Origin of the sequence: Neorhizobium sp. LMR1-1-1.1 (assembly GCF_040675795.1) — a bacterium.
GTDB lineage: Bacteria > Pseudomonadota > Alphaproteobacteria > Rhizobiales > Rhizobiaceae > Neorhizobium > Neorhizobium cellulosilyticum.
This window is the reverse complement of record NZ_JBEGHE010000025.1, coordinates 52,578-71,991: the sequence shown is the minus strand read 5'-3', so window position 1 is coordinate 71,991 and position 19,414 is coordinate 52,578. Positions and strand designations below refer to the sequence as shown.

Genomic DNA, 19,414 nt, shown 5'->3' with positions numbered 1-19,414 from the left:
CGACCAACACACTGGCCTTTCCGAGGAGGGAGGGCCGCCAGAATTGGACCTACGGAGACCAACGACAATGGCAGTGAGCGCAAACCGGCTTGAACTTCTGCAGATCGCAGACGCTGTGGCCCGCGAAAAGGTCATCGACCGCGAGATCGTGCTGGCTGCGATGGCTGACGCCATCCAAAAGGCCGCCCGCTCGCGTTACGGTTCGGAAACCAATATCCGCGCCGACATCAATTCCAAGACCGGCGAAATCCGCCTGCAACGCCTTCTTGAGGTCGTTGAAGTCGCCGAAGACTACGGAACGCAGATCCCTTTGGTTTTGGCCCGCGACCGCAATGTTGATGCCAAGATCGGCGACTTCATTGCCGACCCGCTGCCGCCGATGGATTTCGGCCGTATCGCCGCGCAGTCCGCCAAGCAGGTCATCGTCCAGAAGGTGCGCGAAGCCGAGCGTGACCGTCAGTTCGACGAATTCAAGGATCGCGTCGGTGAAATCGTCAACGGCACCGTCAAGCGCGTCGAGTACGGCAATGTCATCGTGGATCTCGGCCGTGGCGAAGGCATCATCCGTCGTGACGAGATGATCCCGCGCGAAAACATGCGTTACGGCGATCGCGTCCGCGCCTATGTCTACGACGTCCGTCGCGAACAGCGCGGCCCGCAGATCTTCCTGTCGCGTACTCATCCTCAGTTCATGGTGAAGCTGTTCACCATGGAAGTTCCGGAAATCTACGACGGCATCATCCAGATCAAGTCGGTTGCCCGTGACCCGGGTTCGCGCGCCAAGATCGCCGTCATCTCGAACGACTCGTCGATCGACCCGGTCGGCGCCTGCGTCGGTATGCGCGGTTCCCGCGTTCAGGCCGTTGTCGGCGAACTGCAGGGCGAAAAGATCGACATCATTCCGTGGAGCCAGGATCCGGCTTCCTTCATCGTCAACGCCCTGCAGCCGGCTGAAGTCGCCAAGGTCGTTCTCGACGAGGATGCAGAGCGTATCGAAGTCGTGGTTCCGGATGAGCAGCTGTCGCTGGCCATCGGCCGCCGCGGCCAGAACGTTCGCCTCGCTTCGCAGCTGACCGGCTGGGATATCGACATCATGACGGAAGCCGAAGAGTCGGAACGCCGTCAGAAGGAATTCAACGAGCGCACCAACCTGTTCATGGAAGCTCTCGATGTCGACGAAATGGTCGGCCAGGTGCTTGCTTCGGAAGGCTTTGCCCAGGTCGAGGAACTGGCCTACACCAACCTCGACGAAATCTCGTCGATCGACGGCTTCGACGAAGACACCGCCAACGAGATCCAGACCCGCGCCCGCGAGTATCTGGAGCGTATCGAAGCTGAAAACGATGCCAAGCGCGTTGCTCTCGGCGTCCAGGACGAGCTGAAGCAGATCGAAGGCCTCACCGCTCAGATGCTGGTCGCGCTCGGCGAAGAAGGCATCAAGACGGTCGAGGACTTTGCCGGCTGCGCTGCTGACGATCTCGTCGGCTGGTCGGAACGCAAGGATGGCGAGACCAAGAAGTTCGAAGGCACGTTCTCGAAGTTCGACGTTTCCCGCGTCGAGGCTGAAAACATGATCGTTCAGGCCCGTCTGCTCGCAGGCTGGATCACCGAAGAAGATCTCGCCAACGAACAGGCTGATGATGAGGCCGAGGAGGAGGCCGTCGCCGCCGATCAGGAATGATCGCGGACGACAATGGTACGGATGATGCAGATATTTGGCCGGACGATTTCGTCGTGAACGACCGTACCTGCATCGTCACCCGCGAGGCGACAGACCCGAAGGACCTTATCAGGTTCGTCCGCGCTCCCGACGGGAGCGTGGTTCCGGATTTGAAACGGCAGCTTCCCGGACGGGGCTGCTGGATCAAGGCGGAACGAGAGCTTGTCGACCGGGCGGTGAAGCGGAAGCTGTTTTCTCGCGCTTTCAAGAGCGAGACGAAAGCGGCGGACGATCTCGGCGCACTGGTCGATCGGCTTCTGGTCGCCGACCTTGCCGGAATGATGAACATGGCGCGTAAGGCAGGTCAGTTCGTTTCCGGCGCGATGAAGGTCGATGCCGCAGTCCGCTCGGGAGCCGCCGCCGGCGTTTTCCATGCTTCCGATGCCGCGGCAGACGGCGTTCGAAAGATAGACCAGGCCCGAAAGGCCTTTAAGCTCGGCACCGATGCCGAACATGACATTCCGGCCTTTTTGCTCCTCACCGGGGCGGAATTGGACGAAGTGATGGGCGAGAATGCTTTTATCCATGCTTGCGCGCTTGCAGGGCAGGCAGGTGAGGGTGTAGTGAAGCGCGCAAACCTACTTGAGCAGTACCGTAAAGGCGGTCTGCCCCAGACAAAGGATGTCTTTGACATGCCTAAACCATGACGCTGTCACCGGCTCTAGCCGGACGCAGATCGATTTATACGACTTGAACGACAGGTTCTGATGGCTTCCATCCGTTCCTGTACGAAGGAACAGGAACGGAATGACCGACAACAAAGACGACAAGACACTCGGCGTGAAGAAGACCCTCTCGCTCAAGCCATCCGGCATGAACCAGGGTACTGTGCGCCAGGACATGGGTCGCGGCCGCACGAAAGCGGTCGTCGTCGAAACGGTGAAACGCCGCCCGACCCGCCCGCAGGACGAAAAGCCGATTACCCCGATCGCGGCCCCTGCAGCCCCGGCTCCGCGCCCGGTTGAAGCCGCAGCACAGCCTGCTCCGCAGCAGCCGCGCCCGCAACCGGCAGCGCCGGTGCACCAGCCTGCGCCACAGGCACAGCGCCCTGCGCAGCCGCAGGGTCAGCGCCCCGGTTCGCACCAGGGCCAGCGTCCGGGCTCCAACTACGGCCAGCAACAGGGCCAGCGTCCGCAGCAGGGTCAACGCCCGCAGCAGTCCGGTCAGCGTCCGCAACAGAACCGCCCGAACGTGCTTCACGATCTCTCCGCCGGCGAAATGGAAGCCCGTCGCCGCGCTCTGGTGGAAGCACAGGCACGCGAAGTCATCGAAGCCAAGCAGCGCGCTGAAGACGAAGCCCGCCGTGCAGCCGAAGCAGAGGCCCGCAAGGCCGAAGAGGCTGCGGAAGCAGCTCGTCGTGCAGCCGAACCGGCTCCAGAGCCGGAACCTGAACCCGTCGCGCCTCAGCCGGCCCCGGTCGCTGCCCGTGCGCCCGAGCGCAACACCGATCGCGCACCTGCCGATCGTGGAGCCGCTGGCCGCCCGCAGGACGGTCGTCCGCAGTCGCCGCGCCCAGGCACCGATGCTCCCGCAGCGCAGCCGGGTGCCGTACGTGGCCGCCGTGCCAATGACGAAGATGATGACCGTGGCCCGTCCCGCAGCGCCGGTGCGCCCGGTCGTGGCCGCGTGGTCGCTCCAGCTCCTGCCAAGCCGCCGGCACGCCCGAAGGGTGACGAAGGCCGTCGCCAGGGCAAGCTGACCATCACCACTGCCGGTTCGGACGAGGACGGTAACGCCCGTGGCCGTTCGATGGCCGCGATGCGCCGTCGTCAGGAAAAATTCCGCCGCAGCCAGATGCAGGAAACCCGTGAAAAGGTTGTCCGCGAAGTCATCCTGCCGGAAACGATCACCATTCAGGAACTGTCGCAGCGCATGTCCGAACGCGCGGTCGACGTCATCAAGTACCTGATGAAGGAAGGCCAGATGATGAAGCCGGGCGACGTCATTGACGCCGATCTAGCAGAACTCATCGCCGCCGAATTCGGCCATACCGTCAAGCGCGTCTCGGAATCCGACGTCGAAGAAGGCATCTTTGACAAGGCCGACGATGCGGGCGAAATGGTATCGCGCCCGCCGGTCGTTACGATCATGGGTCACGTCGACCACGGCAAGACCTCGCTGCTCGACGCTATCCGCCAGGCGAATGTCGTGTCCGGTGAGGCCGGCGGCATCACCCAGCATATCGGTGCCTACCAGGTCGAGAAGAACGGTCAGAAGATCACCTTCATCGACACCCCCGGCCACGCCGCCTTTACGGCCATGCGTGCCCGTGGTGCGCAGGCGACGGATATCGCGATCCTGGTGGTTGCAGCCGACGACAGCGTGATGCCGCAGACGATCGAATCCATCAACCATGCCAAGGCGGCGGGTGTACCGATCATCGTGGCAATCAACAAGATCGACAAGCATGAAGCCAAGCCGGACAAGGTTCGTCAGCAGCTCCTGCAGCACGAAGTCTTCGTCGAATCGCTCGGCGGTGAAGTGCTCGACGTCGAGGTTTCGGCCAAGAACAAGACAAACCTCGACAAGCTGCTCGAAGCCGTGTTGCTACAGGCCGAAATTCTCGACCTGAAGGCCGACCCGACGCGTACTGCCGAAGGTACGGTCATTGAAGCACAACTCGACCGTGGTCGTGGTGCGGTTGCGACCGTGCTCGTCCAGAAGGGTACGCTGAAGCCGGGCCAGATCATCGTTGCCGGCGATCAGTGGGGCCGTGTTCGTGCTCTCGTCACCGACAAGGGCGACCACGTCAAGGAAGCCGGTCCGGCAACCCCGGTCGAAGTGCTTGGTCTATCTGGCACGCCTGCTGCCGGTGACCGCTTCGCCGTCGTCGAAAACGAAGCTCGTGCCCGCGAAATCTCCGAGTATCGCCAGCGTCTTGCTCGCGACAAGGCGGTTGCCCGCCAGTCCGGCCAGCGCGGTTCGCTCGAGCAGATGATGAGCAAGCTGCAGAATACCGGCTTCAAGGAATTCCCGCTGGTCATCAAGGGTGACGTGCAGGGTTCGGTCGAAGCGATCATAGCGTCGCTCGACAAGCTTGGTACCGACGAAGTTCGTGCCCGTATCGTCCATTCGGGCGCCGGCGCGATCACCGAGTCGGATATCTCGCTCGCCGAGGCATCGGATGCCGCAATCATCGGCTTCAACGTCCGCGCCAATGCACAGGCTCGTACGATCGCCGAGCGTAACGGCCTCGACATCCGCTACTACAACATCATCTACGATCTGGTGGATGACGTTAAGGCAGCCATGTCGGGTCTTCTGTCGCCGGAACGCCGCGAAACCTTCCTCGGCAATGCCGAGATCCTGGAAGTCTTCAACATCACCAAGGTTGGCAAGGTTGCCGGTTGCCGTGTGGTCGAAGGCAAGGTCGAGCGTGGTGCAGGCGTACGCCTCATCCGCGACAACGTGGTCATCCACGAAGGCAAGCTCAAGACGCTCAAGCGCTTCAAGGACGAAGTTGCCGAAGTGCCGATGGGTCAGGAATGCGGTATGGCCTTCGAAAACTACGAAGATATCCGCGCCGGCGACACGATCGAGTGCTTCCGCGTGGAACATATCACGCGCACGCTTTAAGCTTGACAATTGTCATGTTAGGAACCGCCGGGGAGAAATTCCCGGCGGTTTTTTATGTGGAGGTTTTTATGGCTATTTCGTTCGATCTGACCGGCAAGACAGCGATTGTCACCGGCGCCAATACCGGTTTAGGCCAGGCCATTTCAGTTGCCCTTGCCCAGGCCGGGGCCAAGGTGGCGCTGGTCGGTCGCTCATCGATGGCGGAAACCGAGGCCGCAATCAGCGCTAGCCGCGGCGAGAGCCTCGCCATATCGGCCGACCTTTCCACCCTCGAACCGATCGAACGTATTCTCGACGAAACCACTTCCTGGTCTGGAGGTGCTGATATTCTCGTCAACAATGCCGGGATTATTCGCCGCGCCGATGCCCTCGAATTCAGCGAGGCTGATTGGGATGCGGTGATGGATGTGAACCTGAAGAACGTGTTTTTCCTGTCGCAAGCCTTCGCCCGGCGGCTTGTCGCAGCCGATAAGGGCGGAAAGATCGTCAACATTGCTTCACTTCTCTCCTTCCAGGGCGGCATCCGTATTCCTTCCTATACGGCGTCCAAGAGCGGCCTTGCAGGCCTGACCCGGCTCCTGGCCTGCGAATGGGCCGGCAAGGGTATCAACGTCAACGCCATTGCTCCCGGTTATTTCTCGACCAACAATACGGAAGCTCTTCGCGATGACCCGGACCGCAACGCCGCCATTCTGGCGCGCATTCCAGCCGGGCACTGGGGCAAACCGGAAGAGCTTGGTGGTGCAGCCGTCTTCCTCGCATCATCGGCCTCGGACTACATTCACGGCACCGTGCTGCCCGTGGATGGCGGCTGGCTGGCACGCTAAGTCTTTACGCGAACTCACTTTTAGAATGCCTGATCTGCGCCATCTCCGGTGGCGCAGATACATTTTCGCCTTGAGCTCTGCCATCCCCGACGTCGTGAAGGTAAAATTGGCAGCTTCACTCAAGATTTATTAGTTGCCATTTGAACTCATGTTTATTATCGCATAGCAGCATAGTCTGTTGCTGGCCTCGATGCCGGCCGCGACCTGATGATATCGTGCCGAGCCGGCAAAAATGCCTTTCGGCAATAGTCGGAGTATCGCCTAAAATGTCTGCTGCCCTTGTCCCTGCCGTTGCCGGAAACCGCCACCTTGGCAAGGTCGCGAAACAGCTCGGGATGACGGCTGCGACGCTTGCGCTTCTGAGCGCGATGGCGATGGCTCAGACCCCTGCCCCGGCTCCTCAGGCACAAACCACTTCGCAGGCGGATAGTGCACAGCAGCAGGCTCCGGCTTCGTCTGCAGCACCAACCACCGGCCGGACGGCTCCCGCCACAACGCCGGCGACGACACCGACCGCGCCTTCCGCTCCGGCGGAAAATGCAGCACCGGCCAGCCCTGCAGCGCCGGATGCCTCGACCGCCACAGAGGGGGCTCCCGCCGCTCAGGCTCCGGCACAATCCGCCCAGCCTGCTCCCTCTACCGAGACAACGGCTCCCGGCGTATCCCAGCCCGCACAGGCCCAGGCTGCGCCGCAGGAAACGGTAACCGACCTTGTGCCGGCGGAAGAAGAAACGCCGGTACTGACAATCCCGCACGACCTTTCGCCCTGGGGCATGTTCATGGCGGCGGACTGGGTTGTTAAAAGCGTCATGATCGGGCTTGCCATCGCTTCGCTGGCAACCTGGACCGTTTGGCTGGTTAAGACGCTCGAGCTTGCCGGCGCCCGCACCCGCGCCGGTCGCATCATCAAGATCATCCGCAATTCCCGTACGCTCGCCGAAGCTGTCGATGCCTCCGCTGGACGCGGCGGTCCTGCCGCCTACATGCTCCAGGCCGCAGCCGAGGAAATAAAGATGTCCGCGGATGCGCTCGACCATGTCGAAGGTGACGGCGTCAAGGAACGCGTCGGCTCCTCCCTGTCGCGCATCGAGGCCTTTGCCGGTCGCCGTATCGCCCGCGGCACCGGCATTCTGGCGACGATCGGCTCGGTCGCTCCCTTTGTCGGCCTATTCGGCACGGTCTGGGGCATCATGAATTCGTTCATCGGCATTTCCGAAACGCAGACGACCAATCTTGCCGTCGTCGCGCCCGGCATTGCCGAGGCGCTACTTGCAACGGCCATCGGCCTCGTCGCCGCCATTCCCGCCGTCGTGATCTACAACCTGTTTGCCCGTTCGGTTACCGGCTATCGCGCGCTTCTTGCCGATGCAGCCAGCGGCGTCGAGCGACTGGTGAGCCGCGACCTCGACTTCCGCAAGGTTCCGCCGGGCGGCCGCAAGGCAACCCCGATGTCCCTGATGGCCGGAGAATAAGTCCATGGCCGGCGGCATTCGCGAACATCACGGCGAGGAATTGCAGGAAAACCACGAGATCAACGTGACGCCCTTTATTGACGTCATGCTGGTGCTCCTGATCATCTTCATGGTCGCCGCGCCGCTTTCCACGGTCGATGTCAATGTCGACCTGCCCGCATCGAGTGCAAAGCCCGCACAGCGGCCTGAAGAACCTCTCTATCTGACGGTTCAGGAAGATCTCACGCTCAATCTCGGCAATGACCAGGTTGCGCGCGAGCAGCTGACGACCAGGCTGAACACGATTACCGGCGGCAACAAGGATACCCGCATCTTCCTGCGTGCCGACAAGGCTGTCGGCTACGGCCAGTTCATGGAAGTGATGAACCTTCTGCGTGACGCCGGTTATTTGAAAATCGCGCTGGTCGGACTGGAAACTCTTCCCGGTGCCGCAGCACCCGCTGCCCAGTCTGCAGCGGGTCAACCCGCAGCAGGTCAGCCTTCCTCACCGGCTTCGCCAGCACCAGGGGTTTCGCGATGAACCCAGCCGCCCCCTATCGTAGCCGGGTACAGAAGATCGGCGAAATATCACTCTGGGCAGGCGCCGGCGCATTCGTGCTGACTGCGCATATCGCTGCTGCTGCCCTGATGATGCAGGAAGAGCCGATCGTCGACGCAGACAGTTCGCCGCCGGCTGCAATCATGATCGAGCTTGCGCCTGAACCGGAGGCTGTGAACACGGAGGAAGAGCAGATTTCTCCCGACTCGACCGATTCCGAAAAGGTGGAGAGCGAGCAGCTCAAGCCTGTCGAAGAGGTTCAGCAGGAGCCCGAGCCTATTCCGGATCCGGTCGAGCCCCCGCCGGAAGAAGTGGTGAAGGAAGAGCCCACACCACCAGAGCCTGAAATCGCCCAGCCTCTGCCCGAACCTCCGCCGGAGACGATCGAAGAGCCCGATCCGCTTGAGCAGCAGATGACTGCAGCTCTAGAAAATGTCGAGGTCCCGCTACCGGTCGTGCGCCCACCACCACCGCCGCCGGAAATCGCGGAAAAACCGGAACCCAAAAAAGAGCAGAAGAAGGTGGAACGCCGCAAGCCGCAACAGCAGCAAGCTCAAAAAGAGCTGGCTCAGGCCAAGGCGCAGGTCCAGCAATCAGACCGGAATGCCGCCAGCCAATCTTCAACCGGCTCCGTCGCAACATCGTCGGTTCCTCCTGCCCGATGGCTGACGCGCGTCAGGGCGAAGATTGCCCGCAGCGCTCGCCGTTGCCCGGGAGGCGACAAGGGTGTGGTGATGGTCAATTTCAGCTTTGACAATGGCGGAAACATCGGACGCGTGTCCGTTTCACGCTCCTCCGGCAACGCCCAGATCGACGATTATATGGCTTCGGCCATTCGTAGGGCCTCGCCAATTCCGGTACCGCCCGCTGGTGTTGCAAGCACGCTCACTCAGTTGGTAGAATGCAAGTGACCGCATAGAAGGGTCCGGCTAGAAACTCCGCCCTGAAGGGGAGCCAGATACTTCTGGTCCCTCGTCTCAACATGGAATTTCTGGACCCCCTCACCCATGCATATGACATTAACTGAAGCCGGAATGCTGGTTCGCGGCATCTTCGAAGATAACGGCGTGCTACCCACGACATCCTTGTCCGTCGCCCGTGCGCTTGTGCAGTCTGAAGCTGCCGGTCAATCCGGCCACGGCCTGCGCCGCGTTCCGGCTTATGTGAAGCAGGTTCGCACCGGCAAGGTGGATGGCAAAGCGGAGCCCAAGCTCTCGCGCCCCCGCCCCGCGGTGATGTCGATCGACGCCGCGCATGGCTTTGCCTACCCGGCACTCGATCTTGCGGTCGCCGAACTTCCCGCCATTGTTCGCGAACAGGGCATCGCTTTTGCGACCATCGGCCGCTCGCATCATGCCGGGGTGATGGCGCTGACGGTGGAGCGTTTTGCCGAGCAGGGCCTGATCGCCATGATGTTCGCAAACGCACCGGCCGCCATGGCGCCCTGGGGCGGCAGAAGCCCGCTCTTCGGCACCAATCCGATTGCCTTCGCCGTCCCTGTCGCAAATGCCGATCCCCTGGTCATTGATCTGGCGCTCTCAAAGGTCGCACGTGGCAAGGTCATGGAAGCCCACCAGAAGGGAACGAGTATACCCGACGACTGGGCCTTCGATATTGATGGAAACCCCACCACAGACGCTGCAGAGGCGCTTAAAGGCACGATGGCGCCTTCTGGCGGTGCAAAGGGTGCTGCACTGGCGCTGATGGTGGAAGTGCTCTCGGCAGGCCTTGCAGGCGCCAATTTCTCCCATGAGGCAAGCTCGCTCTTCGATGAAAACGGGCCGCCGCCGGAACTCGGCCACTCGATCATCGCAATCGACCCGGACGCGGCCAATGGCGGCGGTACAGCCATGCGCATGGCAGCCCTTGCCGAAGAGATGGCCAGGCAGGAGGGCGTGCGGCTTCCAGGCCGCCGCGGCAAAGGCCTGAGGGCTGATGCCATGGCAAATGGAATAGAAGTCGAGGACGACGTATTGAAGGCGATCGACGCGCTTCGCTGATCGCAAGACGATAACGCGGCACCCTGGGATAACCTCGCATGGAGGGGCCAGGGCCGCCAAGCGACAGAGATGCATAAGGCACCGGCTCCAGGCGCTTCAAACGCTGTCGTTCAACTGTCTTTCGGGAAAATTACCTCCAGAAAAGCGAAAAGCCTGGCGCGGGAGGAGGATGCGCCAGGCTTTAAACTTGATCGACAACTGGGAGGAGGAGGATGTTGTCGATCCGTATCGAACGACACTGGGAGGAGGAGTGCGTCGTTCGATGACTGACATATAGGCTAATACTGGTATGCTCGCCAAGCCGGTTAGGCGCATTGCAGCAATGCAATAGGTGCAATGCTGAGCATTTGCCCATAGCGTCGATATCATAGCAGGGATCATCGCTATATCGATATGCGCAAAGCTGGATTATAGGCAATATCGATTCAAATGCTTGGAAAGGCGGGATTATGGCTGAAATTCGCTATCACGAGGGAGATCTTCCGGCGGCGGCAGCGGCCCGCTATACGGGTGCGGTGGCAATCGATACCGAAACGCTTGGCCTTATCCCACGTCGTGATCGCCTATGTGTTGTGCAATTATCTCCCGGGGACGGCACGGCCGACGTCATTCGCATTGCTGCAGGACAGAATCAGGCGCCCAACCTCGTCGCGCTTCTGGCTGATTCGTCGCGGCAGAAAATCTTTCACTACGGCCGATTCGATATCGCCGTGCTTTTCCATACGTTCGGGGTATTGGCCACGCCGGTCTTCTGCACCAAGATCGCTTCACGCCTGACCCGAACCTATACCGATCGTCACGGGCTAAAGGACAATCTGCGGGAACTGGTCGAGGTCGACATTTCCAAGGCTCAGCAGCAGACTGATTGGGCGGCCGAAACGCTATCACAGGCGCAACTCGAATATGCGGCCTCGGACGTGCTTTATCTGCATGCCTTGCGCGACAAGCTGACCATGCGGCTGATCCGCGACAACCGCACGGATCTTGCCGCCGCCTGCTTCGAGTTCCTGCCGACACGCGCGAGGCTTGATCTTCTCGGTTGGGAAGAGACGGATATTTTCGCGCATAGCTGAGCCATGCCGCCTGTTCCTGCAGGCGGCGCTCTCAGTTTGCCGGGCTCCCGACGCGAATTCGATGATAATTAGCCGACCGTTAACCATTTTCGTTTAACGTCTGTCAATCGGCATCATCCCGCCATGAGGCGTAGCGACAGCCGTCGCACCATTACCCAAACACGGCCGAACTGTTCCACCGTCGCAGATAACAGATGGAGCATGCGATGCTGCCACCCGTTCGTGCCGCGTTGAGTTCGACTGCAGATTACCATAACCAGACGCAGGTTGCAGTCACTCCTGCGCGTGTGACCTCATCGCTGATGACCGCACAGTCGCAGTCAGGAAGCAACGCTACTCTTCTTTCAGGCGCACGGCTCGATGCCGCCTCCCTGTCGGCTCAACTCAAGCTGGCGCAGGGGTCCTCCATCCTTGCCGAGACGATCGGCAAGCTGTTGAAGACACCGCGGCGAGAAAACGAGACGCTGATCGACTATACGGCACGCCTTTTCGAAGCCGTTCAGGCGCTGAAGCCGCAAGAGGTCGCCAATGTGGAGCGGCTGCTCAACCAGATCGTCAAGGGCATTTCCCTGCGGTTGATGGCTGAAATCCTAAAAGAACCTTCAGGCCCGGCAGCCGCCCGGCTTGCGGCCCATATCGAGACCGCGAACATTGCCCAGCGCGATCTCGCGGCCAAGACGGTCGTCAGTTTCTATCGGCAGAATGCAAGTGCTGACACACCGCCAGCGGGCAATGGTCCGCGTCTGCAGCAAGGTGCGAGCCCTGCGACTGCACAGACCGGCCGGATAGGTCCATCACAAACAACTTCGAACGACGACCATATTGCCTCGCTTCGCCAGCCGACCGGGAACGAAGCCTCGCCGAAGCTTGGCGAAGGTCAGAATCAGCGTTCACCAGCCCCGGCCACCGCATCACCTGAACTCAAGCCGCAACAGGCGGAGCAGGCGTCAAAGCCCGCAGACTCACTGACCGGCCCCGCCAATGCAGCGGCGTCGCAAGCCCCAACCAGTCGTCCAGTTACCCCGACAAGTGAAGCAGTTGCTGCAGCAAAACCGACAATGTCTGTTTCTGCCTTGAAGGATGGATCCCAGGCGAATGCGGTGCGACCCGAAATCAATCCCGGCAGTGTCAGCACACCAGCGGCGGTAATCAGCAATCAGTTGCAAATCTCGGCAGCCCAGGTCGCCCAGCAGGCAGTGGCAGCCGAGCCCGAAGAAATGCAGGCTCTGGCGCGCACCGCGGTGGAAATGTTCAAGCTGGACATACCGGTGCCTGCGCGTCTCTGGTCGGCGCTTTCCGATCAAACGTTGCTGAAACTGGCAAATTGGCTGGCAACGGTCCTGTCCGAACTCGATCTGCCGGAAAGCAAGCATCTGCCGATGTCCTCGCCTGCGGTCCAGGCTACAGCGGATGACGGGCTTGGCGACCAACAGCGTGCGACCAGCAACGTACCTTCCGCAAGCACATCTCATGGCGGACAGGCGGCGGCGTCACCGCAAACCACCAATGGCGCCATGCCGGATGCCGCCCGTGCCGCGGCGGCGGCGGCGGCGGCGAGAGCAGATGCGCCGGAACAGAATATGGCCGCGCTGGCGGTTGCTGCGAACACCGTGCCGACCCAGGCACGTGAAGCTCTTCCCTGGCCCTATGTCGCAGCCTATCCACCTGCCGATGAAGAACCGAGACATAAAGAGCGGCAGGCAGAACCGATCGAGGCGCTGGAAGACGAAGAGCAGGACGAATCATCAAAGCAGCACACTTTTGGCGACGAGCATGAGCCGGAAGGTGAGGAGCCGCAGGACAACGATGCGGAAGGCGAGGAAATCGTCAGCGATACGATGACCAGAGCGGAGAGGGCGGCCGGATATAGGGCCGGCGAGGTCAGGCTGGAAGCGGACGTGCCCGAGGTGCAACCGAGCGATCTATACTGGCGGATGGCCGGCTGGACGTAATCCGGAAATCTGCCGAGCACGTGTTCGGCTTCTGCAAGTGACCATGAAAAAGCCGCCGGACCTTTCGATCCGGCGGCTTCTTATTCTTCAGGAAACAACGATTATTCGTTGCCGCCACGGTTCTTCAGGGCTGCGCCCAGAATGTCGCCGAGCGAAGCGCCCGAGTCGGACGAACCGAACTGTGCAACTGCTTCCTTCTCTTCGGCGATTTCGAGCGCCTTGATGGAAAGCATGACCTTGCGGTCCTTCTTGGAGAAGTTGACGACGCGGGCGTCGACAACCTGGCCAACCGAGAAACGCTCCGGACGCTGGTCGTCGCGGTCGCGAGCGAGGTCAGCGCGGCGGATGAAGGCTACGAGGTCTTCGTGGGCAACGAGCTTCACTTCGATGCCACCGTCGTTGACGGCGATGATTTCAGCCGAAACGACAGCGTTCTTGCGCAGGTCGCCGGAAGCGGCTGCGTCACCAACAGCATCCTTGCCGAGCTGCTTGATGCCGAGCGAGATACGCTCCTTCTCGACGTCAACATCGAGAACGACAGCCTTGACGACGTCGCCCTTGTTGAACTCTTCGATGACCTGTTCGCCCGGACGGTTCCAATCCAGATCGGAAAGGTGAACCATGCCGTCAACGTCGCCTTCGAGTCCGATGAACAGGCCGAATTCGGTCTTGTTCTTGACTTCGCCTTCGACTTCAGTGCCGGCCGGATGCGAGTAGGCGAATGCCTGCCACGGGTTTTCCAGCGTCTGCTTGAGGCCGAGCGAAATACGGCGCTTGGACGGGTCGACTTCGAGAACGACAACGTCGACTTCCTGGCTCGTGGACAGGATCTTGCCGGGATGTACGTTCTTCTTGGTCCAGGACATTTCGGAGATGTGGATCAGGCCTTCGATGCCCGGCTCCAGCTCTACGAATGCACCGTAGTCGGTGATGTTCGTGACGGTACCGGAGATCTTCTTGCCGATCGGGTACTTGGCCGCGATGCCATCCCACGGATCCGACTCGAGCTGCTTCATGCCGAGCGAGATGCGGTGGGTTTCCTGGTTGATGCGGATGATCTGAACCTTGACCGACTGGCCAATGGACAGGATTTCCGACGGATGGTTCACACGGCGCCATGCCATGTCGGTGACGTGCAGCAGGCCGTCAATGCCGCCGAGGTCAACGAACGCACCGTAATCGGTGATGTTCTTGACGACGCCGTCAACAACCTGGCCTTCTTCGAGGTTCTGAACGATTTCAGAACGCTGCTCGGCACGCGACTCTTCAAGAACCGTACGGCGCGAAACAACGATGTTACCGCGACGCTTGTCCATCTTGAGGATTTCGAAGGGCTGCGGGTTGTGCATCAGCGGGGTAACGTCGCGGATCGGACGGATGTCGACCTGCGAACGCGGAAGGAAGGCAACGGCGCCGTCGAGATCGACGGTGAAGCCACCCTTGACCTGGTTGAAGATAACGCCTTCAACGCGCTCGCCAGCTTCGAACTTGGCTTCGAGCTTGACCCAGCTCTCTTCGCGGCGAGCCTTTTCGCGCGACAGAACGGCTTCGCCGAGAGCGTTTTCGATGCGCTCGACATAGACTTCGACTTCGTCGCCGACCTTCAGCGAACCGTCTTTGCCCTTGGCGCCGAATTCCTTAAGCGCGATGCGACCTTCGACCTTGAGGCCGACGTCGACAACTGCCATGTCCTTCTCGATTGCCGTTACCAGACCTTTGGTAACGTAGCCTTCGGCCAGATCGTTGGATGCGAAGGATTCCTCGAGAAGAGCTGCAAAGTCTTCGCGCGTGGGGTTAGTTACTGCCATGAAATCTCCTGATCGTGTCCTAATTCAAGGACACGCATGCGCCGGTGGTTCGTGTTAAACACGCCCGAAATCCAGGCCCGCCTCTCTCAATCGGTCATACCGTGGGAGGCTATCCGGCGCTGGGACTGAACTGCGGGATCTCTGCGAACGAAAAGCCGGCTTCCCGGCAACTCGTCAATTCTTGATCAGAGCTTCGTCGATCAACGACTTTGCGGCCTGAAACGCGGCCTCTATACTCATTTTGGACGTATCAAGCAAGTGCGCGTCTTGCGCCGGCTTCAACGGGCTGTCGGCGCGGCCCATGTCGCGCTCGTCGCGCTTCGTCACGTCCGCGAAGATATCATCATACTCCGCCTCGCCGCCCTTGGCGATGATCTCGTCATAACGGCGTCTTGCACGCACATCGGCTGATGCCGTGACATAGAGTTTTACCGGCGCATCGGGGCAGACGACGGTGCCGATATCGCGGCCATCGAGAACCGTGCCGGGCGTCCTTTTCGAAAAGGCCTGCTGGGCTTCGACAAGCGCGCGGCGCACTTTCGGCATCACGGCGATCTTGGACGCCGCCTCGCCGATGGCATGAGCTGAAAGGATATCGCGATCGAGGCCGGAGAGTTCGACCTCGCGAGCCATCCTTTCGGCCACAACCTCATCATCCAGCGGCAGGCCGGCGTCGAGAAGCGCCTTGGCGGTGGCGCGATAGGTCAGGCCCGTGTCGAGGTGGTGAAACCCGTAGGCCTCGGCAATCTGGCGCGACAACGTTCCCTTGCCCGCCGCCGCCGGCCCATCGATGGCGATAACGACGCCCATCAGGCTGCCTCACCATCCACGAGCTCGATCTTCGCGCCGAGACCGGTCATCAGATCCATGAATTCGGGAAAACTGGTGGCGATGATCGAGGCATCATCCACCGTCACGGCATGTTCGGATACGAGACCGAGCACAAGGAAGCTCATCGCGATACGGTGATCGAGATGGGTGACGACAGCCTTGCCGGCAGCATTGCCATAGCCCTTGCCGCCCGGACGGCCGCGGACAACCAGCGTTTCCTTGCCTTCATCGCAGTCGACGCCGTTGAGCTTCAGACCTTCCGCGACAGCCGAAAGGCGATCAGATTCCTTCACCCGCAATTCTTCGAGGCCAAGCATGGTGGTCGTGCCGGATGCGTAAGCGGCAGCAACAGCCAGAACCGGATATTCGTCGATCATCGACGGCGCGCGATCGGCCGGGACTGTAACGCCCTTCAGCTCGGAATATCTTACCCGCAGATCGGCGACATCTTCACCTCCGGCGAGCCGTGCGTTCTGCACTTCGATATCGGCGCCCATTTCCTGCAGCGTCAGAATAAGACCTGTACGCGTCGGGTTCATCAGGACGTTGAGAATGGTGACGTCGGAGCCCGGCGTCAGGAGTGCTGCGACAAGGGGGAAGGCTGTCGAGGACGGATCACCCGGTACGTCTATGACTTGGCCCTTGAGCTGGCCTTGGCCGACGAGACGAATGGTGCGTACGCCCTCCGCATCGGTCTCGACCGAAAGGTCGGCGCCAAAACCCTGCAGCATCTTTTCGGTATGGTCGCGGGTCATGACCGGTTCGATGACAGTAGTAATGCCCGGTGTGTTGAGGCCGGCGAGAAGCACTGCCGACTTGACCTGCGCAGAGGCCATCGGCACGCGGTAGGTGATCGGGTTCGGGGTCTTCGGGCCATGCAGCGTTACCGGCAGGCGGTCGCCTTCGGTCGAAGAGACCTGCACGCCCATTTCGCGCAGCGGATTGAGCACGCGGCCCATCGGGCGTTTGGAAAGCGATGCATCGCCGATGAAGGTGGAGGCGAAGTCATAGACGCCAACCAGACCCATGGTGAGACGGCAGCCGGTGCCGGCATTGCCGAAATCGAGAGGCGCTTCAGGAGCCAGAAGCGCACCATTGCCGGTACCCTGGATGATCCACTCAGCACCGACCTTTTCGATCTGGGCGCCCATGGCGCGCATCGCCTTGCCGGTATTGATGACGTCTTCACCTTCCAGAAGGCCAGTGATGCGAGTTTCGCCCGAAGCGAGGCCGCCGAACATGAAGGAGCGGTGCGAGATCGATTTGTCGCCGGGAATCCGGATCGTACCTTTGAGAGCTTCCGAGCGAGCCGATTTTGCCGGCTTCAACGCGATACCATGCGACATTGAGTGTCCCTATTCCTCAAGCGTTTGCGAATTTTGCGCCGTCGTTATCATAAAGCGTTTTGGCGGTCATCCGCTTGTTGGCTCAAGGCGGCCAAGAAAGCCCGGAAAGTTTGGCTTTGACATGAAGTCCCGTTAGCCTTAAGGGGACCGGCTTAGATTTTTCACCCATTCATCCATCGCCGCACCCGCGGCGCGCCGATCTGATCGGCCGGCTCATGAGGCTTAACAGTGGCAAAAGCGGAACTCGGAACCAAACGTACCGACCCGGATACCGGAAAGAAGTTCTACGACCTGAACCGTGACCCGGTCGTCTCCCCCTATACGGGCAAGTCCTGGCCGCTGTCTTTCTTTGCTGAAAACAGCGCCGCCATCAAGATGGAAGAGGCAGCCGAAGACGAGGACGATATCAAGGAAGTCGACAGCGAGAGCCAGGAAGCCGAAGTCGTTTCGCTGGAAGACGCCGACGGCGACAATAGCGGCGACGATATCCCAGATATCGGCGATGACGATGACGTTGATATCGGCGACGACGAAGACGACACCTTCCTCGAGCAGGAAGATGAAGACGACGACGACATGACCGGCATCATCGGTGTGGGCGGCGACGACGACGAACAGTAATTGACGCTAACGCCCGACAATTTCAGAAAAATTGTCGGGCGTTTGATTTTTCGGCTTGCACTTCCAAAAATCACGAAGTAATAAGCCGCCACTTCCGGAGCAAACAACGCTTCGAAGTTTCCCAGGACCGGAAAAATACCGGACCACCCTGATGGGGCTATAGCTCAGCTGGGAGAGCGCTTGCATGGCATGCAAGAGGTCAGCGGTTCGATCCCGCTTAGCTCCACCAAATCCTCCCGAACGATAAATCTAGAATTCAGGCATGCTTTAACGTATGAGCATGGGCCACGCTGGCACGTCCGGCTTTTCGCCTTGCAAGGGCAGGATTTCGAAGACGGGTCGATTCGGCCTTAAGATGTTGCCGAGTGTTCGCAGGTCCTTTAAGCGCGCGTTCGCCCAAGGCAAGTTCATCGCGATAATCGTCCCGATATGCGATTGCTTTTTGGCGGATTACCAATGCGACCAGAGTGCCGAACAATCCGAAAGTGATGAGCAGTACAGATGCTGTTATCATGACCTTTCCTCTGCCTTGTTAACGCAGAGGACGGCATAAGGTTCTCGATCGAGATCAAAGTCCGGGTCTCACAGATCGGTGATGTCCGTAACGAGAGCAGGTTTTACGCGATTGCCCGATCGTTTGCGTCAAACCGGTGCATTAAAGCTTTGTCCGGCGTGGCGAAGACAATATCGTCGGCACCATAGCGATGCTCACCGAACAGGCGCACTGTCACGAGGCCCGCCTGCTCCGTTTCGAGATAGAGGATGGTATCGGCGCCGAGATGTTCGGCGTGAACGACCTTGCCTTTCCAGTCGCCTGCATCGCGCGACAGGGCGATATGTTCCGGCCGGATGCCGATCGTCTTGCAGCCACTTTCCTCGAGCTTTTCCGCAGGGATAAAATTCATCTGCGGCGAACCGATAAAACCGGCGACGAAGATGTTGGCCGGCCGGTTGTATAGTTCCATAGGCGAACCGACCTGCTCGATCGCACCGGCGTTCAGGACCACGATCTTATCGGCCAGCGTCATTGCTTCGACCTGGTCATGGGTGACATAAATCATCGTTGCCTTGAGGCGTCGGTGAAGGCGGGCAATCTCAAGCCGCGTCTGGACGCGCAATGCCGCATCGAGGTTCGACAAAGGCTCGTCGAAGAGAAACAGGCTCGGTTCGCGCACGATGGCGCGGCCGATCGCCACGCGCTGGCGCTGACCGCCGGAAAGCTCTGCCGGACGACGGGCGAGATACGGGTCAAGCGACAGCATCGAAGAGGCCTTCGTCACACGCTCCTCGATCTCTGCCTTCGGTGTGCCGGCCTGCTTCAGGCCAAGCCCCATATTGTCCTTGACCGTCAGGTGCGGATAAAGCGCGTAGGACTGGAAGACCATGGCGATGCCGCGCTTGGCCGGTGGCACGGTCGCCACTTCCTGACCGTCGATACGGATCGAACCGGATGTGGCATCCTCAAGCCCTGCGATGACCCGAAGCAGCGTGGACTTGCCGCAGCCCGATGGGCCCACGAAGATGACGAATTCGCCATCCTTGACGTCGAGATCAATGCCCTTCAGCACCTCGTGGTCACCGAAAGCCTTGCGGATGGATGTCAGTTGCAGCGAACCCAAGAGCGTCTTCCTTTAAAATTCCGTACCGGCG

General features: G+C 60.4%; 16 protein-coding genes and 1 tRNA gene. 12 read left to right on the top strand and 5 right to left on the bottom strand.

Translation table 11 applies throughout. The annotated features are described in order from the left end of the window. Positions 1-67 precede the first annotated feature (67 nt). From nusA to MRBLMR1_RS13435, 10 genes are all read left to right on the top strand, one after another. Entirely contained in the window at positions 68-1,681 is a 1,614-nt protein-coding gene (nusA, locus tag MRBLMR1_RS13480) for a transcription termination factor NusA (protein WP_148146215.1), read from the top strand. After that, positions 1,678-2,367 carry an RNA-binding protein gene (locus MRBLMR1_RS13475; RefSeq protein WP_148146216.1) on the top strand — a complete coding sequence of 230 codons (690 nt, stop codon included), beginning with the start codon at positions 1,678-1,680 and terminating at the stop codon, positions 2,365-2,367. The genes nusA and MRBLMR1_RS13475 overlap by 4 nt, the downstream gene beginning before the upstream one ends. Positions 2,368-2,467: 100 nt before the next feature. Continuing rightward, complete coding sequence (infB, locus tag MRBLMR1_RS13470) at positions 2,468-5,296, top strand: translation initiation factor IF-2 (RefSeq protein ID WP_148146217.1); 2,829 nt, start codon at positions 2,468-2,470, stop codon at positions 5,294-5,296. Positions 5,297-5,364: 68 nt separating this feature from the next. After that, positions 5,365-6,123, top strand: coding sequence for a 2-dehydro-3-deoxy-D-gluconate 5-dehydrogenase KduD (gene kduD, locus MRBLMR1_RS13465; protein ID WP_148146218.1), 759 nt, complete (start codon positions 5,365-5,367; stop codon positions 6,121-6,123). Positions 6,124-6,389: 266 nt separating this feature from the next. Beyond that, entirely contained in the window at positions 6,390-7,595 is a 1,206-nt protein-coding gene (gene exbB / locus MRBLMR1_RS13460) for a tonB-system energizer ExbB (protein ID WP_500065048.1), read from the top strand. 4 nt (positions 7,596-7,599) lie between these two features. Next, positions 7,600-8,115, top strand: coding sequence for a TonB system transport protein ExbD (gene exbD / locus MRBLMR1_RS13455; RefSeq protein WP_148146219.1), 516 nt, complete (start codon positions 7,600-7,602; stop codon positions 8,113-8,115). Then, complete coding sequence (locus tag MRBLMR1_RS13450; protein ID WP_148146220.1) at positions 8,112-9,044, top strand: TonB family protein; 933 nt, start codon at positions 8,112-8,114, stop codon at positions 9,042-9,044. Before exbD ends, MRBLMR1_RS13450 begins: the two co-directional genes overlap by 4 nt. A 96-nt stretch (positions 9,045-9,140) precedes the next feature. Then, positions 9,141-10,133, top strand: coding sequence for an Ldh family oxidoreductase (locus MRBLMR1_RS13445; protein WP_148146221.1), 993 nt, complete (start codon positions 9,141-9,143; stop codon positions 10,131-10,133). Between the two features lie 446 nt (positions 10,134-10,579). Further along, positions 10,580-11,206, top strand: coding sequence for a ribonuclease D (locus tag MRBLMR1_RS13440; RefSeq protein ID WP_183685050.1), 627 nt, complete (start codon positions 10,580-10,582; stop codon positions 11,204-11,206). A gap of 206 nt (positions 11,207-11,412) precedes the next feature. Next, positions 11,413-13,158 (top strand): hypothetical protein, encoded by a 1,746-nt coding sequence (locus MRBLMR1_RS13435; protein ID WP_148146223.1) that lies wholly within the window; start codon positions 11,413-11,415, stop codon positions 13,156-13,158. Between the two features lie 101 nt (positions 13,159-13,259). Here MRBLMR1_RS13435 and rpsA read toward each other — a convergent pair whose 3' ends face one another. The 3 genes from rpsA to aroA all read right to left on the bottom strand — a co-directional run bounded on the left by rpsA (position 13,260) and on the right by aroA (position 17,143). Further along, positions 13,260-14,966 (bottom strand): 30S ribosomal protein S1, encoded by a 1,707-nt coding sequence (rpsA, locus tag MRBLMR1_RS13430; RefSeq protein ID WP_148146224.1) that lies wholly within the window; start codon positions 14,964-14,966, stop codon positions 13,260-13,262. A 174-nt stretch (positions 14,967-15,140) separates the two neighbouring features. After that, the gene (gene cmk, locus MRBLMR1_RS13425) at positions 15,141-15,776 is read right to left on the bottom strand and encodes a (d)CMP kinase (protein WP_148146225.1); all 636 of its coding nucleotides are present in this window, start codon (positions 15,774-15,776) and stop codon (positions 15,141-15,143) included. Next, on the bottom strand, positions 15,776-17,143 hold the full coding sequence (gene aroA, locus MRBLMR1_RS13420) for a 3-phosphoshikimate 1-carboxyvinyltransferase (RefSeq protein ID WP_148146226.1): 1,368 nt from the start codon (positions 17,141-17,143) through the stop codon (positions 15,776-15,778). The genes cmk and aroA overlap by 1 nt, the downstream gene beginning before the upstream one ends. 228 nt (positions 17,144-17,371) lie before the next feature. Here aroA and MRBLMR1_RS13415 point away from each other — a divergent pair, with 228 nt between their 5' ends. Together MRBLMR1_RS13415 and MRBLMR1_RS13410 are read left to right on the top strand one after the other, a co-directional pair. Further along, the gene (locus MRBLMR1_RS13415; RefSeq protein ID WP_148146227.1) at positions 17,372-17,764 is read left to right on the top strand and encodes a TIGR02300 family protein; all 393 of its coding nucleotides are present in this window, start codon (positions 17,372-17,374) and stop codon (positions 17,762-17,764) included. Positions 17,765-17,917: 153 nt separating this feature from the next. Next, positions 17,918-17,993 (top strand) — tRNA-Ala (locus tag MRBLMR1_RS13410). Positions 17,994-18,020: 27 nt separating this feature from the next. Here the strand turns inward: MRBLMR1_RS13410 and MRBLMR1_RS13405 are convergent. Both MRBLMR1_RS13405 and MRBLMR1_RS13400 read right to left on the bottom strand, forming a co-directional pair. Then, positions 18,021-18,278 (bottom strand): hypothetical protein, encoded by a 258-nt coding sequence (locus MRBLMR1_RS13405; RefSeq protein WP_148146228.1) that lies wholly within the window; start codon positions 18,276-18,278, stop codon positions 18,021-18,023. A gap of 103 nt (positions 18,279-18,381) precedes the next feature. Next, positions 18,382-19,383, bottom strand: a complete 1,002-nt coding sequence (locus MRBLMR1_RS13400; protein WP_148146229.1) for an ABC transporter ATP-binding protein — start codon at positions 19,381-19,383, stop codon at positions 18,382-18,384. Positions 19,384-19,414: the final 31 nt, after the last annotated feature.